The sequence below is a fragment of the Pseudomonas sp. NS1(2017) genome, from assembly GCF_002269425.1.
Classification (GTDB): Bacteria; Pseudomonadota; Gammaproteobacteria; order Pseudomonadales; family Pseudomonadaceae; genus Aquipseudomonas; species Aquipseudomonas reactans.
Genome location: NZ_CP022960.1, coordinates 879,110 through 894,450, shown reverse-complemented (window position 1 = coordinate 894,450; position 15,341 = coordinate 879,110). Strand labels below are relative to the sequence as shown.

Genomic DNA, 15,341 nt, shown 5'->3' with positions numbered 1-15,341 from the left:
ACCCTAGAAGTCGCCCCACAACTGTTGGGCGACTGCCAACGCCACCACCGGCGCCGTCTCGGTGCGCAATACACGCGGGCCGAGGCGGGCGGCGTGGTAGCCGGCAGCTTGGGCGATGTCGACTTCATTGTCGGTCAGCCCACCTTCAGGGCCGATCAGAAAGGCCAGGCTGGAAGGCTTGGCGTGGCTGACCATCGGCTCGGCCACCGGGTGCAGCACCAACTTCAAGTCCGCTTCGGTCTGTTTCAACCAATCCGTCAGCAGCAGCGGTGGGTGAATCACCGGCACCGTGGAGCGCCCGCATTGCTCGCAGGCGCTGATCGCCACCTGGCGCCAGTGCAGCAGGCGTTTGTCGGCGCGTTCGTCCTTGAGGCGCACTTCGCAGCGCTCGCTGAAAATCGGCGTGATGGCGTTGACGCCCAGTTCGGTGGCTTTCTGGATCGCCCAATCCATGCGCTCGCCACGGGACAGGCCCTGGCCGAGGTGGATATGCAGCGGCGATTCAGCTTGGCCCGCAAAGCTTTCGGTGAGTTGCACGGTAACGCGTTTCTTGCCGACCTCCAGCAGGCTGCCCCGGAACTCCTGGCCGGAGCCGTCGAACAATTGCACGGCGTCACCTTCGCCCATGCGCAGCACACGGCTGATGTAGTGCGCCTGGGCTTCCGGCAGTTCGTGATCGCCAATGCTCAGCGGGGTGTCGGTGAAAAAGCGGGACAGTCTCATTTCTGTTCTCTGAAGAGGTTTATGTAGGAGCGAGCTTGCTCGCGAAGAACGTACATCCGACGCAGCGATGCGCCTGGAGTGCCTTCGCGAGCAAGCTCGCTCCTACAAGGAGTTCGGCAATCAGCCCGGATCACGGAAGCCTGGGTGGAAATCTTTCGGCACGGCAACGCTGACCCTACTATTGGTGGCGATATCGATGCCTTCGCTGGCCACTTCGGCGAGGAAGTCGATCTGTTCCGGCGTAATCACATAGGGCGGCAAGAAGTACACCACGCTGCCCAGAGGCCGCAACAGCGCGCCGCGCTCCAGGGCGTGCTCGAACACCTTCAGGCCACGGCGTTCCTGCCAGGGGTAGGCGGCCTTGGTGGCTTTGTCCTGGACCATCTCGATGGCCAGCACCATGCCGGTCTGGCGTACTTCCGACACATGCGGGTGGTCCACCAGATGCGCGGTGGCGGTGGCCATGCGTTGGGCCAGGGCCTTGTTGTTCTCGATGACGTTGTCTTCTTCGAAGATATCCAGGGTCGCCAAGGCTGCCGCACACGCCAGCGGGTTGCCGGTGTAGCTGTGGGAGTGCAGGAAGGCGCGCAGAGTCGGGTAGTCGTCGTAGAACGCGTCGTACACGTCATCGGTGGTGACCACGGCGGCCAACGGCAGGTAACCGCCGGTGAGGGCCTTGGAGAGGCACAGGAAGTCCGGGCGGATGCCGGCCTGCTCACAGGCGAACATGCTGCCGGTGCGACCGAAGCCTACGGCGATTTCGTCGTGTATCAAGTGCACGCCGTAGCGATCGCAGGCTTCGCGCAGCAATTTGAGATACACCGGGTGGTACATGCGCATGCCGCCGGCACCCTGGATCAGCGGTTCGATGATCACGGCGGCGACGGTGTCGTGGTGCTCGGCGAGGGTCTGTTCCATCACTTGGGCCATCGTGCGCGAGTGGTCTTCCCAGCTCACGCCTTCGGGGCGCAGGTAGCAATCGGGGCTTGGCACTTTGATGGTGTCGAGCAGCAGCGCCTTGTAGGTTTCGGTAAACAGCGGCACGTCGCCTACCGACATCGCGGCAATGGTTTCGCCGTGGTAGCTGTTGGTCAGGGTGACGAAGCGCTTTTTATTTGGAAGGCCGCGGTTGAGCCAATAGTGGAAGCTCATCTTCAGCGCGACTTCGATGCAGGACGAGCCGTTGTCGGCATAGAAGCAGCGGGTCAGGCCTTCAGGCGTCATTTGCACCAGGCGCTCGGACAGCTCGATCACCGGCTGGTGGCTGAAACCGGCCAGGATCACATGTTCCAGTTGGTCGACCTGGTCCTTGATGCGCTGGTTGATGCGCGGGTTGGCGTGGCCAAACACGTTGACCCACCAGGAACTGACGGCATCGAGGTAGCGCTTGCCTTCGAAGTCTTCCAGCCACACGCCTTCACCGCGCTTGATCGGGATCAGCGGCAGTTGCTGGTGGTCTTTCATCTGGGTGCAGGGATGCCACAGCACCGCCAGGTCGCGTTGCATCCACTGGTTGTTCAAGCCCATCGGTCATCTCCTCGAAGCGGTCCTGCGGCGGGCGCAGGTAAAACAATCGCGCAAGCCTATGCAATGCATGGCTGTGTCACAAGCCATTACCTATGAATTGACGGTAAAGGCAGGACGGTCTGTCACGTTTCTTCTGGATAGTCCTTAATCCGATGTTAATTTACGCTTCATACCCTCAAGATCGTATTTCTCGATATTTCAAAGCGAAATTTTCCGCTTTAATTCGATAGGTAAATCGCTAGTCTTGGGCGCACTACTACGGGATTAAGTACATGCAGTTACGCAATTCTCCGGCCCGCTATGGCTGGGTCAGCATGGTTTTGCACTGGGGCGTGGCCCTGGTGGTGTTTGGCTTGTTCGCCCTGGGCTTGTGGATGGTCGGTCTCGACTACTACAGCGCCTGGCGTAAAGACGCGCCGGATTTGCACAAGAGCATTGGCATCACGCTGTTCGCCATCATGCTGGTGCGTATTGTCTGGCGCCTGGTGAGCCCGCCGCCGCCACCGCTGGCCAGCTACAGCCGCATGACCCGTATCGGCGCTGCCTTCGGCCACGGGTTCCTGTATCTCGGGTTGTTTGCCGTGATGATCGCCGGTTACCTGATTTCCACCGCAGACGGTGTCGGTATCCCGGTGTTTGGCCTGTTTGAGATTCCTGCCGTTGTTTCCGGACTACCGGACCAGGCAGATAACGCCGGCTTGGTGCATCTGTACCTCGCTTGGGTGTTGGTGGTCTTCGCCGGCTTGCACGGCGTTGCTGCGTTGAAACACCACTTCATTGACCGTGATGCGACCCTGGTTCGTATGCTGGGGCGCAAAGCCTGATGTTCAACCTCGACTCACAAGGAATAGAACGCATGTTGAAAAAGACCCTCGCCGCTCTGGCAATCGGTACTGCCCTGCTGTCCGCAGGCCAGGTGATGGCTGCTGACTACAAGATCGATAAAGAAGGCCAGCACGCCTTCATCGACTGGAAAATCAGCCACCTGGGCTATAGCTTCATCCACGGTACCTTCAAGGATTGGGATGGCACCTTTAGCTGGGATGCCGCCAAGCCTGAGGCCAGCAAAATCGCGGTCGACGTGAAAACCGCCAGCCTGTGGTCCAACCACGCCGAGCGTGACAAGCACATCGCCAGCAAAGATTTCCTGGACGTGGCCAAGTTCGCTGACGCCAAGTTTGTCTCCACCGCAGTCAAGTCCACCGGCGACAAAACTGCTGACGTGACCGGCGACCTGACCTTCCACGGCGTGACCAAGCCGGTGACCTTCAAGGCTACCTTCAACGGTGAGGGCAAAGACCCGTGGGGCGGCGAGCGTGCCGGCTTCAACGCCAAGACCACTGTCAACCTGAACGACTTTGGCATCAAAGGCCCAGGCCCGTCCTCGCAGACTGTGGACCTGGACATCTCGCTGGAAGGTGTGAAGCAGAAGTAATTTCTGCCTGCACAAAAAAATGCCCCGCATCGAAAGATACAGGGCATTTTTTATTGGGCTACAAAACTCAGCGGTTGCGGGTCAGCAGTGCTGGCTTTTCACCACGAGGACGGCCTGGCAGTTGATCCAACTGCTCGGGTGTCGGGAAGCGATCCGCCTTCGACTCCTTGTGGATGATCTTTGGCGCCGGGCCACCGCGTGGGTTCTGCACGGCCGGTTCGGACGAGCGAGGCTGGTCGTCACGGGCTGGGCGACGGTTGTTGCTGCGCGAGTCTTCGCGGCGAGCCTGGCCGTCACGGGGGGCACCGTTACGCGGGCCGTTGCGCTTGGCAGGTGGCGTACCGGTGGTGCCGCCGCTGCTGTTGCGCGGGCCGTTCTGGCGACCACCTTGTGGCTGGCCGCCACGTGGAGCGCCAGTGCCAGCGCCCTGTGCCGGAGCACCTGGACGACGGCCACGGCCTTGGGCCGGTTTGGCCTGTGGCACGTAGTCAACGCGGTTACCGAAGTTATCCACGTCGTCGTCGAGGAACTCGTCCGGTGCACGGTCGGCAGCGGCGCGTGGCGGTTGGCTCGGCTGGCGCTGTTCGCGGGCTGGGGTACCTTCACGTGGCTTTTGCTCGCGGGCTGGACGCTCGCCACGGCCATTTGTGGGCGCTTTTTCCTTACCGCCTTTGTCCTTGCCCTTGTCGCGACGACCGCCGCCGCCGCCGCCACCGTTCGGGCCATCGCCCTTCGGACCGCGTGGGTTGCGCGGGTTGCGCACGTCCGGACGCTCGCGCGCTTCAGGCTTCTCGGCCTCAACGGCGCTGGCGTCGAAGCCCATCAGGTCGCCGTCGGCGATTTTCTGCTTGGTCATGCGTTCGATGCTTTTCAGCAGTTTTTCTTCGTCCGGCGCAACCAGGGAGATGGCTTCACCCGAACGACCGGCACGGCCGGTGCGGCCGATACGGTGCACGTAATCTTCATCGACGTTCGGCAGCTCGAAGTTGACCACGTGTGGCAACTGATCGATATCCAGGCCGCGGGCAGCGATATCGGTGGCGACCAGGATGCGTACGGTGCCGGCCTTGAAGTCAGCCAGGGCCTTGGTGCGCGCGTTCTGGCTCTTGTTGCCGTGGATGGCGACGGCGGTGAGGCCGTGCTTGTCCAGGTACTCGGCCAGGCGGTTGGCGCCGTGCTTGGTACGGGTGAAGACCAGCACCTGTTCCCACGCGCCGGCGGTGATCAGGTGGGCCAGCAGCGCACGCTTGTGGCTGGCGGCCAGGCGGAACACACGTTGCTCGATACGCTCGACCGTGGTGTTCGGCGGCGTGACTTCGATGCGCTCCGGATTGTGCAGCAGCTTGCCGGCCAGGGCAGTGATGTCCTGGGAGAACGTTGCAGAGAACAGCAGGTTCTGACGTTTGGCCGGCAGGCGGGCGAGGACCTTTTTCACGTCATGGACAAAGCCCATGTCGAGCATGCGGTCGGCTTCGTCCAACACGAGGATTTCCACGTGGGACAAGTCGACGCTGCCTTGGCCACACAGGTCGAGCAAGCGACCAGGGCAGGCCACCAGTACGTCGACGCCACGGGACATGGCCTGAACCTGTGGGTTCATGCCGACACCGCCGAAGATGCAGGCGCTGACGAACTTCAAGTCGCGGGCATACAGCTTGAAGCTGTCGTGCACCTGGGCGGCGAGTTCGCGGGTTGGGGTCAGGACCAGTACGCGTGGTTGGCGCGGGCCATGACGCTGGGATTTGTCCGGGTGACCGTTGGGGAACAACCGCTCCAGAATCGGGAGGGCGAAGCCGCCGGTTTTACCAGTACCTGTCTGAGCCGCAACCATCAGGTCGCGACCTTGCAACACGGCGGGAATGGCCCGCTGTTGCACCGGAGTAGGCTCGGTATAGCCCGCTGCCTCGATGGCGCGGACTAAAGCCTCGGAGAGACCGAGGGAAGCAAAGGACATGAGTAATCCTGTTTTAGTTAGGGCTTGGCCCAAAGGGATAATCTTGCCGGGCGTGAATGGCGCTTAGGGGAGCGCAACCCCGTCCGGTCCTGCTGCGTCTGGCGGGCACTCCACCGGCTCGCGCGGGCTGAAAGCTGCGCTGTAGCGGGGTTGGGTGCCTTTTTCAAGACCTCAGCGGCCGGGCGTGAGCCTGGCGGAAAGGCCGGAGTATAACAGAGCAATCACGGCGCGCTGCTTTCCTGCTGCTCAACGGTGCGTCCAGGTGCCGTAATTGTCAGGATTCCACCATATTTGGCACTCAAGGCGCTATAGGCCGGCTCTTGTTTGAAGCGCCTGAGCTCGGCCGCAAAGCGTTGCACCAGCAGGTCCATGCCCGCGCCACGGCGCACAGCGAGGAACTGCTGCTGGCGACTGATCACGACCGGCGCCTGGCTGACCTTACCCTCCAGCCCCAGCGCCTTGATCACATGCTGGCCCACGCGACGGTCGGTGATCAGCAGGTCGATACGGCCGAGCATCAACTTACCGAAGTTGGCCTCATGGCTGGGGGCCGGTTCGCGATTGAAGAGGGTGGATTCAGTGAACCCGGCACCGTACAGGTAGCCCGGCGATGTGCCGACGGTAAGGCCGCGCAGGTCTTCGAGGCTTTGGGCGGGGTGGGGGCGCTCGTTGGCGTAGAACAGTACGAATTCCACCTCCGACAGCGGTTCGCTGGGGTACAGCAGCAAGGCGTCGCGCTCGTGGCTATGGAAAATATCCAGCGCTCCGTCGGCATGGCCTTGGTCGAGCATCGCCAGGCAGCGCTTCCAGGGCAGGAACTGCCATTGCACTTCCACGCCCAAGCGTTGGAACACGATCACCGTGGCTTCGTAGTCCAGCCCCTGCATGGTGCCCTGTTGTTCATACACGTAGGGCGCCCAGGGCTCGGTGACAATGCGCAGTTTCTCGCCGTAAGCGGCCAGGCTCAGGCAAGTAAAAAGGGCAGCGGTCACAAGCTTCAGAATGATGGGCATGCCCTGAGGTTACGATGCTCCTGCCTTAAAGAGAAGCTCTGGCACACGCATCTGCGGGCGATGTTATTTCGCCTCTGAGGTCATCAGGTGCTCATAGATAGCGGTGCGCCGCTCGCCGAGAATAAGACGCACCAGGGGGTTGGCGAACCAATGCTCCAGTTGGTGCGCGTCCACCGGGCATTTTTGGCGTTCTTCCTGGTTCTGCCGCGCCTTGTCCCACCAAACCGGGCCACAGGCCTGGTCGAATTCATTTTCGTGTTCGTAGCAGCCGTAGAGAATCTCGCGGATGAATTGCTGCTTGCGCTTGGGCAGTGCCAGGGTGATCAGCTTGTACATCAGGCGCTGCAGGCGCGGTGGGCGGGGCAGGTGGGCGGAAACCTTGCGTGTATCGGCCAGCGCCTCGGCGCTGATGGGCGCGGCGGCGTGCTTGGTGATCCACGCTTTGACCTTGGCGCGAAACAGCTGTTTGCGGCTCCAATAGTGGTGGATCAGGTCCGGGCACTGGCGCACGTTGACTTGGCGGTACGCGGCCACCGACAGGCAGAACTCTTCCAGGGTGTAGGCACCTTGGGCCATTGGAAACAGCTCGTCCATCAGCTCGATCGACTGATCCAGCAGGTGCGCGTCCTGCCGGCCCAGGCCCATGACGCCGGAGTTGAGCAGCCACATATCGTCGTCGGCGACACCCTTGTCCGCCAGGTATTCGGCCAGGGCTTCATACAGCACACTTTCGCAGTTGTCGCCGTATTTGGAGTGGAACGCGTTGCACAGCAAGGTGCCGGGGGCGACGCGTTCAAACAGCGCCATGGGCGAATCGTGGAAAAACGTGTCCGTGTCGATCAGCAGCGCGCGTTCTGCGGTTTCGAGTACCTTGCGCAATAACACATGTTTGGTACGGAAATGGTAACCATGGGGCTCACTCCAGCGTTTGCGCGTGGCATCGTCCAGTGTATGGACCTGCACCGGCAAGCCCGCGTAGGGCGTTGGGTTATCGCTGAACACCTGGATATCCAACGGCATGTTCTGTGTAGTGCCCAGATGCGCAAGTGCGCTGGCGATGCTGAATACCGCTTCCTGATGATAGGTCTCGGCGCCGAATACCAGGTAAACCAGCTGCGGGCGAGGAGTCGGGGATGCTGTATTCATTTACTGCTGGCTTCCATTCCGGGAGTGTTTGAACAAAAAAAGCCCCCGTATAAACGAGGGCCGGATGTAGCTGGAACGACCTCAGCGCGGCAGCTTGAGGTTGTTCCAGATAGCAAGGCTCGGCTCAGCCTGGTTCAGGGTATAGAAATGCAAGCCGGGTGCGCCACCTTGCAACAATTCTTCACACATTGTGGTGATGACCTGCTCGCCAAACGCCTGGATGCTCTTGACGTCGTCGCCATAGGCTTCCAGTTGCTTACGTACCCAGCGTGGGATCTCGGCACCGCAGGCGTCGGAGAAGCGCGCCAGCTTGCTGTAATTGGTGATCGGCATGATGCCTGGCACGATCGGGATATTCACGCCCATCGCCCGCACGCGCTCGACGAAATAGAAGTAGCTGTCGGCGTTGAAGAAGTACTGGGTGATCGCGCTGTCGGCGCCGGCGTTGGCCTTGCGCACGAAATTCTGCAGATCGTCTTCGAAACTATGTGCCTGGGGGTGCATCTCCGGATAAGCCGCCACTTCGATATGGAAGTGATCGCCGGTTTCTTCACGGATGAAGCTCACCAGGTCATTGGCGTGGCGCAACTCACCACTGGCCATGCCCATGCCGGACGGCAGGTCGCCGCGCAGGGCGACGATGCGCTTGATGCCAGCGCTTTTGTATTGGATCAGCAGGCCGCGCAGGTCGGCCTTGCTGTCGCCCACACACGACAAGTGCGGAGCGGCGGGAACTTTGACTTGGCTTTCCAGCTGCAGGACGGTGTTGATCGTGCGGTCACGGGTCGAGCCGCCGGCGCCGTAGGTGCAGGAAAAGAAGTCGGGGTTGTAGCTGGCCAACTGGGTGGCCGTGGCCATCAGTTTTTCATGCCCAGCATCGGTCTTGGTCGGGAAGAACTCGAAGCTGTAGCGACGATCTTGGGACATGGTCGTATCCTTGGAAACTCAAAGGCCTGAAAGACGTGCGCAATTCATGTAGGAGCTGGCTTGCCGGCGATGCAGGCGCCTCGGTGGCTCAGCAAAACCGAGGTGAAACCATCGCCGGCAAGCCAGCTCTTACAAAAGCTCGCCCTCACACGGAGGGCGGGCAGCAGGCAAATCAGTAACGGTAAGCGTGCGGCTTGAACGGGCCTTCGACGGTCACGCCGATGTAGTCGGCCTGGGTCTTGGTCAGTTGAGTCACTACGCCGCCGAAGCCGCGGACCATTTCCAGGGCCACTTCTTCGTCGAGTTTCTTCGGCAATACTTCCACGGTCAGGCGCTCGGCCTTCTGGGCAGGCGACAGGTCGGCGTACTTCTGGCCGAACAGGAAGATCTGCGCCAGTACCTGGTTGGCGAACGAGCCGTCCATGATGCGGCTTGGGTGGCCAGTGGCGTTGCCCAGGTTAACCAGGCGGCCTTCAGCCAGCAGGATCAGGTAGTCGTCGTTCTGCGGGTCGAAATCGCCTGCACCGGTACGGTGAACCTTGTGTACCTGTGGCTTCACTTCTTCCCATGCCCAGTTCTTGCGCATGAAAGCGGTGTCGATTTCGTTGTCGAAGTGGCCGATGTTGCAGACAACAGCACGCTTCTTCAGGGCCTTGAGCATGTTCGCGTCGCAAACATTCACGTTGCCGGTGGTGGTCACGATCAGGTCGATTTTGCCCAGCAGCGCCTTGTCGATGCTGGCCTCGGTGCCGTCGTTCTGACCGTTGATGAACGGCGAAACCACTTCGAAACCGTCCATGCAGGCTTGCATGGCGCAGATCGGGTCAACTTCGGAGACTTTAACGATCATGCCTTCCTGACGCAGGGACTGGGACGAACCCTTGCCCACGTCACCGTAGCCGATCACCAGGGCTTGCTTGCCCGACAGCAGATGGTCGGTACCGCGCTTGATAGCATCGTTCAGGCTGTGACGGCAGCCGTACTTGTTGTCGTTCTTGCTCTTGGTCACCGAGTCGTTGACGTTGATGGCCGGGATTTTCAGCTCGCCCTTGGCCAGCATGTCCAGCAGACGGTGTACGCCGGTGGTGGTTTCTTCGGTCACACCGTGGACGCGGTCCAGGATCTGCGGATACTTCTTGTGCAGCAGCTCGGTCAGGTCGCCACCGTCGTCAAGGATCATGTTGGCATCCCAAGGTGCGCCATCCTTGAGGATGGTTTGCTCCAGGCACCACTCGTACTCTTCTTCGGTCTCGCCTTTCCAGGCGAATACGGCGATACCGGCAGCGGCGATAGCGGCAGCGGCCTGGTCTTGAGTCGAGAAAATGTTGCAGGACGACCAACGCACTTCGGCACCCAGGGCAACCAGGGTTTCGATCAGCACGGCAGTCTGGATGGTCATGTGGATGCAGCCGAGGATCTTCGCGCCTTTGAGCGGCTGCTCAGCGGCGTACTTGCGGCGCAGACCCATCAGGGCTGGCATTTCGGATTCGGCGATAAAGGTTTCGCGACGGCCCCAGGCAGCGAGGGACATGTCGGCGACTTTGTAGTCGTTGAAATCTGCAGGCGTGTTTACTGCGCTCATGAAGAGCCTCCATTCGTAGTGTGCGAATGGGCGCCGTTGTGCGTTTAGTATCCAGCTGGCTAACCAGGCCGGACAACGCCCCATCCGAGCCTGACAGGTTGAACCTGCTGCAGCGCCCCTCGGACAGGTGGCGGGAGAACGGTATCAACTAGAGATGACCGTTTTGAAACGGCGCCGATTATAGCTGTGTGCGCCAGACTTCCCAAGCCTTTCCGTCGGCCATATGAAGATCGCCGATGGGGTTGATAGGCAATGGCGCATAGAGCTTGGGCCCAGGCTCTGCCATGATGTTGCCCATCATTCGGCAAGACGCTTTGGAGTGACCATGAACTTCCACACCCGCAAATGGGTAAAACCCGAAGACCTCAACCCCAACGGCACCCTGTTCGGTGGCAGCCTGCTGCGCTGGATCGACGAAGAAGCGGCGATCTACGCCATCGTACAACTGGGCAACCAGCGCGTGGTGACCAAGTACATCTCCGAAATAAACTTTGTCAGCGCTTCGCGCCAGGGCGACATCATCGAATTGGGCATCACCGCCACCGAGTTTGGCCGTACTTCCATCACCCTGACGTGCGAAGTGCGCAACAAGATCACCCGCAAAAGCATCCTGACCGTGGAGAAAATGGTCTTCGTCAATCTTGGTGAAGACGGCTTGCCAGCGCCTCATGGGCGTACCGAGATCAAATACGTGAAGGATCAGTTTCAGGACGAGTAACCCCTGCGCGGGTTTGATTTGCTTTACCAAATCATTCCGCACGGATCTTTCCCAGGCGCTCTCATCACTCAGGGCTACATCCTGAAGAGAGAGCCTGTGTATGAAAGTGTCCAGTTCGCCTGTCCAGATCCAACCGCTGTCGCCTCGAAAAATCGACCAGGACGTGAAGACGCCTCTGGTCGCAGGCGTAGGCCCACGCAAGTTGAGCCTTTATCGTCATAGCGATGGGCGAGTGGAGGTGGCAGTGTCAACGCCCCCGCCCAGCCATCTGGTGCTCAGCGGCGGCGGCGCCAAGGGCATCGCTTTTCCGGGGATGGTGCAGGCGCTGGAAGAGGGCAAGAAGCTGCAAGGGATGAAGGTGATTTCCGGCTCGTCCGCCGGGGCGATTTCCGCAACGCTGCTGGCCAGTGGCATGGACGCCAAGGCGTTCGGCGAGCTGTCGAACAGCATCGACCTGCCCAGCCTGCTCAACAGCAAAGACCCGGTGACGGCCTGGCTGCAAACGATCAGCACCAAACTCGGGCAACTAGCCGGACGTTTGCCTGGCGCGGCCGGCAACATTTCCCAACTGTTGCTGACCATGCTGCCGCGCCTGCAAACCGAGGCGTCTCCCCTTGAAGAGATGATGCGCAATGAGTCGCGCAAATCTATCCTTGCCCATATCGCTGACATGCCCAGGGAAACCCGGCCCGCCGAAGTCATGAAGATTGCCGACAGGCTGAGCGCCGGTGGTGCGCCGACCTTTCGTGACCTTGACGTGTTGAGCCGCCATATTCCCGCGATCAAGCAACTCAACATCACCGGCACCGGCATGTTCGACGGCCGCCCGCAATTGGTGGTGTTCAACGCCAGCCTGACACCGGACATGGATATCGCCCGCGCCGCCCGTATTTCAGGCGCGCTGCCGGGGTTGTTCAAGAGCCCGCAAGAGCAAGGCCATGGGTTCCAGCAAGTGGCTGAGGTCACGGCTTTCCAGGACGGTGGGCTGCTCGCCAATACGCCCGCACCTGGCGTGGTCGGGCAGCCACCGCCGCAAGGTCCGTTGAACCAGCCTGAGTCCTTGGTCGTCAAGTTTGAGTCCGAGGAAGCCACGCCGAAAAAAAGCGGCGGATTTATCAGCAGCATCGTCGACAAAATCACCGGCACGCCACACTCGGCCGCCGAGGCGTATCAGGACGAACGGCTCAAAGCCTATGCCGACCAAACGGTGACCTTGCCGCTGAACACGGACAAAGGCGACTTTCGCGGCATGCTCAACGGCACCGTCAACTTCACCATGACGCCCGAGCAGAAAGAACACCTGCAGGCAAAGGCCCGTCAGGCGGTGGCGGTGCATCTGGAAAAACGCGGGGAGGTGCGTGAGCAATATCCGTTTGCTTCATTGGAGGACGCGGTGCTGGCGATGGACGACGAGATGCTGGCCAGTGTGCAGGGTCAGTTGGCGAAAGATCCGGCGGCTGCCGATGTGCTGCTGTTTCGCAAGACTGCGTTGCAAGTGTTGCAGGCCTTGGACAGTGCGATTGCTGAAGCGAATCAAGCCAGCGACTCGCTGAAGATCACGCCGAAGTTGGCGGCTGCATTGCGCAATCTCGATGTACTCGCCCATCGGCCGGAGCACATCGAGTGGTTGGGGCGGCGGCTCAACGCGGCAGGGCAACACAATTTCCAGCAACTGTTGCAGGTGGCCGCCAAGCAAGACACGGCTTCCCCCCCGTCCAAAGTCGTGGCCAGTGGTGTGGCTGAAATGAAGCGGCGCGATATCGCGGTGAAAGCCGAGAACTTTACGCGTGAGGTCATCTACCCGTCGCTTTACCGCCCGGGCCAGCCAGCGGCCAACGTCGAGCTGCTAGGACGGGCGGCACGTGACTTGGCGGATGCCAAGACACCACAGGCGTTCAACAACGTGCTCGACGGCATCGTCAAATACTACAAGGCGCGCAATAAACCCTGGAGTGTCCCGTTCAGCTCTTCCACTGTGGAAGCAGCCAAGGCCTGGCGCATCCCGGTTTAGTTGCCTGGCCACTGAACAGCCACCGTCGCGGCGTGTCGTAGCTACAGGCACCCCTCGGACTCTGGAACATCATGGCCACTCAAGCAGACGGCAAGACCCCCAACCTGTCGCAGGAAGAGCAGCAGGACGTCGACAAGAACCAGCCGCCTCGCGCGGCGGTTCTGCATGAAATCATCCGCACCCAGGGCGATCAGGAACTGGAGCGCAGTGTCGCGGCCTTGTGGTGGTCGGCGCTCGCCGCCGGGCTGACCATGGGATTGTCGCTGATGGCCATGGGGTTGCTCAACTCGCGCCTGCCGGATGGCGAAGCCTTTAAGGTGATCGCCAGCTTTGGTTACTGCGCAGGCTTTCTTGCGGTGATCCTCGCGCGTCAGCAATTGTTCACCGAGAACACCTTGACGGCCGTACTGCCGGTGATGAGCAAGCCTACGCTGGGCAACGCCGGGCGACTATTGCGGCTATGGACAGTGGTGCTGGTGGGCAACCTGTGCGGCACTTTGCTGGTGGCTTATGTGATGCTGCACCTGCCGATATTCGACACCAAGACCGACCTGGCCTTCCTCGAAATCGGCCGTAAGATCATGGAGAACGACGCTGGCCAGATGTTCGCCAAGGGCATCGTCTCCGGCTGGATGATCGCCACCATGGTGTGGATGATTCCGTCCATGGAAAGCGCCAAGATGTGGATCATTATCCTCATCACTTACCTGATGGCTTTGGGCGACTTCACCCACATCGTTGTCGGCTCGGCCGAGGTTTCATACCTGGTGTTTGCCGGCGAGTTGCCGTGGAAGGACTTCTGGCTGGTATTCGCCGGGCCGACACTGGCGGGCAATATCATTGGTGGCAGCTTTATCTTTGCGCTGATCAGCCATGCGCAGATTCGCAGCGAAAGCAAGGTGCCTTCTGCTGTTCACTCCAGCCAAGAAGGGCTTCAGCGTAGGGAAAAGAGGTGATTTTGCCCCGCAAAGAATCCAGCACATTCTCTGCGGAGTACATGGTTTAGAGCCTTCAGGCGTTGAACGGTGCGCTGGCGGGCTCGACCGCTGTTGTACTGTCAGGCGCCTTCAATTGACCCTCCCAGCGGGCAATCACCAGAGGGGCCAACGCGTTGCCCAACACGTTCAATGCCGTGACCGGCATATCCATCAGGCGATAGACCCCTGCGATGATCGCCACGCCCTCCACGGGGAGCCCTGCCGTGGTCAAGGTCGCAGTAAGGATGATAAACATGAAGCCGGGTACGCCGGCGGCACCCTTCGACGTCAACACCATGATCAATATCAGCATGCCCTGATCTGCCAGGCTCAAGTCGATGCCATACGCTTGGGCGATGAACAATGTGCCCAGGGCGGCAAACAGCGATGCACCGTCCAGGTTGAACGAGTAGCCCAGCGGGATAACCATGCTGGTGATAGGGCGTGGCGCGCCATAGCGCTCCATCTTCTCGATCAGTTGAGGCATCACCGTTGCCGAGGCGGCGCTGCTATAGGCCAGCAGCAACTCACTGCGTATTTCTCGCACCAAGTGGAAAAAGCGTACCCCCGCCAGCCGTGCGACGGCGCCCAACACGCACAGTGCAAATAACAGCACCGCCACATACGTCGTGCCGATCAGCTTGGCCAATGGCAGCAAGGCATTGAGGCCATAGCTGGCGACAGTGACCGCGATCAGCCCGAAAATGCCAATCGGCGAGTAGTGCATGACCAGGTGGGTGACTTTGAACATGGTGTCGGAGACGCCTTGCATCACGCTGATCAACGGTGCTTTGCGCTCCTCCGGCAGCAGGGACAGCGCACAGCCGAACAGAATGGCGAAAAACAGCACCGAGAGCAGCTTGCCCTGTGACATGGCCAGGACGACATTATCCGGCACAATCGCCAGCAGCGTTTGACCCAGATTCTGCGTCGTGCCGTTGGCGACCAGCCCTGTTACCGGCGTCTGCAGCGTGCTGGCGAACTCGGCACCTGCGCCTGGCTCGACGACATTGGCAACCACCAGGCCGAACACGATTGCAATACTGGTGATCGTGAAGAAATACACGAAGGTCTTGATGCCGACGCGCCCCAGGGCGGCAGGATTGCCCATGCCGGCAATGCCGACCGTCATGCAAGCGAAGACCAAAGGTACGACGATCATCTTCATTAGCCTGATGAACAAGTCGCCTGCCGGTTGCAGCAGATTGTCAATGAACCAGGCCTTATGTTCGGGAAACTGGTTGAGCAGGATGCCGACAATTATCCCGGCCGCGAGGCCGATCATGATGCGGGTGACAAGGCTGGTTGGTTTTCTGATGGTCATGGGG

General features: G+C 60.5%; 13 protein-coding genes and 1 riboswitch. Of the genes, 5 read left to right on the top strand and 8 right to left on the bottom strand.

The genetic code is table 11. The features are described 5' to 3' along the window. Nucleotides 1-3: 3 nt before the first annotated feature. Both CI807_RS04305 and CI807_RS04300 read right to left on the bottom strand, forming a co-directional pair. Entirely contained in the window at nt 4-723 is a 720-nt protein-coding gene (locus tag CI807_RS04305; protein ID WP_095013847.1) for a 16S rRNA (uracil(1498)-N(3))-methyltransferase, read from the bottom strand. Nucleotides 724-843: 120 nt separating this feature from the next. Then, nucleotides 844-2,250 carry an adenosylmethionine--8-amino-7-oxononanoate transaminase gene (locus CI807_RS04300; protein WP_016976075.1) on the bottom strand — a complete coding sequence of 469 codons (1,407 nt, stop codon included), beginning with the start codon at nt 2,248-2,250 and terminating at the stop codon, nt 844-846. A 272-nt stretch (nt 2,251-2,522) separates the two neighbouring features. Between CI807_RS04300 and CI807_RS04295 the strand changes: the two genes are divergently transcribed. Continuing rightward, nucleotides 2,523-3,074 carry a cytochrome b gene (locus CI807_RS04295; protein WP_028618276.1) on the top strand — a complete coding sequence of 184 codons (552 nt, stop codon included), beginning with the start codon at nt 2,523-2,525 and terminating at the stop codon, nt 3,072-3,074. Between the two features lie 32 nt (nt 3,075-3,106). Further along, complete coding sequence (locus CI807_RS04290; RefSeq protein ID WP_021492687.1) at nt 3,107-3,685, top strand: YceI family protein; 579 nt, start codon at nt 3,107-3,109, stop codon at nt 3,683-3,685. A gap of 67 nt (nt 3,686-3,752) precedes the next feature. On the opposite strand, the gene CI807_RS04285 is transcribed toward CI807_RS04290, so the two are convergent. The 5 genes from CI807_RS04285 to ahcY form a co-directional block, all read right to left on the bottom strand. After that, nucleotides 3,753-5,639: a DEAD/DEAH box helicase gene (locus CI807_RS04285; RefSeq protein WP_095013846.1), complete on the bottom strand. Its 1,887-nt coding sequence runs from the start codon at nt 5,637-5,639 to the stop codon at nt 3,753-3,755. Nucleotides 5,640-5,860: 221 nt separating this feature from the next. After that, a complete protein-coding gene (locus CI807_RS04280; protein WP_095013845.1) occupies nt 5,861-6,652 on the bottom strand; it encodes an ABC transporter substrate-binding protein in 792 nt (263 codons plus the stop codon). A gap of 63 nt (nt 6,653-6,715) precedes the next feature. Further along, nucleotides 6,716-7,798 carry a hypothetical protein gene (locus tag CI807_RS04275; RefSeq protein ID WP_095013844.1) on the bottom strand — a complete coding sequence of 361 codons (1,083 nt, stop codon included), beginning with the start codon at nt 7,796-7,798 and terminating at the stop codon, nt 6,716-6,718. An 81-nt stretch (nt 7,799-7,879) separates the two neighbouring features. Then, nucleotides 7,880-8,725: a methylenetetrahydrofolate reductase [NAD(P)H] gene (gene metF, locus CI807_RS04270; protein WP_095013843.1), complete on the bottom strand. Its 846-nt coding sequence runs from the start codon at nt 8,723-8,725 to the stop codon at nt 7,880-7,882. Between the two features lie 172 nt (nt 8,726-8,897). Then, complete coding sequence (gene ahcY, locus CI807_RS04265) at nt 8,898-10,307, bottom strand: adenosylhomocysteinase (protein ID WP_016977735.1); 1,410 nt, start codon at nt 10,305-10,307, stop codon at nt 8,898-8,900. 21 nt (nt 10,308-10,328) lie between these two features. Next, nucleotides 10,329-10,434, bottom strand: a riboswitch (S-adenosyl-L-homocysteine riboswitch). A 198-nt stretch (nt 10,435-10,632) separates the two neighbouring features. Between ahcY and CI807_RS04260 the strand changes: the two genes are divergently transcribed. From CI807_RS04260 to CI807_RS04250, 3 genes are all read left to right on the top strand, one after another. Next, nucleotides 10,633-11,025, top strand: a complete 393-nt coding sequence (locus tag CI807_RS04260; protein ID WP_016977737.1) for an acyl-CoA thioesterase — start codon at nt 10,633-10,635, stop codon at nt 11,023-11,025. Between the two features lie 100 nt (nt 11,026-11,125). Next, nucleotides 11,126-13,036: a patatin-like phospholipase family protein gene (locus CI807_RS04255; protein ID WP_095013842.1), complete on the top strand. Its 1,911-nt coding sequence runs from the start codon at nt 11,126-11,128 to the stop codon at nt 13,034-13,036. A gap of 71 nt (nt 13,037-13,107) precedes the next feature. After that, a complete protein-coding gene (locus CI807_RS04250) occupies nt 13,108-13,992 on the top strand; it encodes a formate/nitrite transporter family protein (protein ID WP_095013841.1) in 885 nt (294 codons plus the stop codon). A gap of 55 nt (nt 13,993-14,047) precedes the next feature. Here CI807_RS04250 and CI807_RS04245 read toward each other — a convergent pair whose 3' ends face one another. Continuing rightward, nucleotides 14,048-15,337: a cation:dicarboxylate symporter family transporter gene (locus CI807_RS04245; protein ID WP_256578710.1), complete on the bottom strand. Its 1,290-nt coding sequence runs from the start codon at nt 15,335-15,337 to the stop codon at nt 14,048-14,050. Between the last annotated feature and the right edge of the window lie 4 nt (nt 15,338-15,341).

Coding starts and splice junctions, on each gene's coding strand:
- CI807_RS04305 (WP_095013847.1), bottom strand. CDS start 723: ATGAGACTGTCCCGCTTTTTCACCGACACCCCGCTGAGCATTGGCGAT.
- CI807_RS04300 (WP_016976075.1), bottom strand. CDS start 2,250: ATGGGCTTGAACAACCAGTGGATGCAACGCGACCTGGCGGTGCTGTGG.
- CI807_RS04295 (WP_028618276.1), top strand. CDS start 2,523: ATGCAGTTACGCAATTCTCCGGCCCGCTATGGCTGGGTCAGCATGGTT.
- CI807_RS04290 (WP_021492687.1), top strand. CDS start 3,107: ATGTTGAAAAAGACCCTCGCCGCTCTGGCAATCGGTACTGCCCTGCTG.
- CI807_RS04285 (WP_095013846.1), bottom strand. CDS start 5,639: ATGTCCTTTGCTTCCCTCGGTCTCTCCGAGGCTTTAGTCCGCGCCATC.
- CI807_RS04280 (WP_095013845.1), bottom strand. CDS start 6,652: ATGCCCATCATTCTGAAGCTTGTGACCGCTGCCCTTTTTACTTGCCTG.
- CI807_RS04275 (WP_095013844.1), bottom strand. CDS start 7,798: ATGAATACAGCATCCCCGACTCCTCGCCCGCAGCTGGTTTACCTGGTA.
- metF (WP_095013843.1), bottom strand. CDS start 8,725: ATGTCCCAAGATCGTCGCTACAGCTTCGAGTTCTTCCCGACCAAGACC.
- ahcY (WP_016977735.1), bottom strand. CDS start 10,307: ATGAGCGCAGTAAACACGCCTGCAGATTTCAACGACTACAAAGTCGCC.
- CI807_RS04260 (WP_016977737.1), top strand. CDS start 10,633: ATGAACTTCCACACCCGCAAATGGGTAAAACCCGAAGACCTCAACCCC.
- CI807_RS04255 (WP_095013842.1), top strand. CDS start 11,126: ATGAAAGTGTCCAGTTCGCCTGTCCAGATCCAACCGCTGTCGCCTCGA.
- CI807_RS04250 (WP_095013841.1), top strand. CDS start 13,108: ATGGCCACTCAAGCAGACGGCAAGACCCCCAACCTGTCGCAGGAAGAG.
- CI807_RS04245 (WP_256578710.1), bottom strand. CDS start 15,337: ATGACCATCAGAAAACCAACCAGCCTTGTCACCCGCATCATGATCGGC.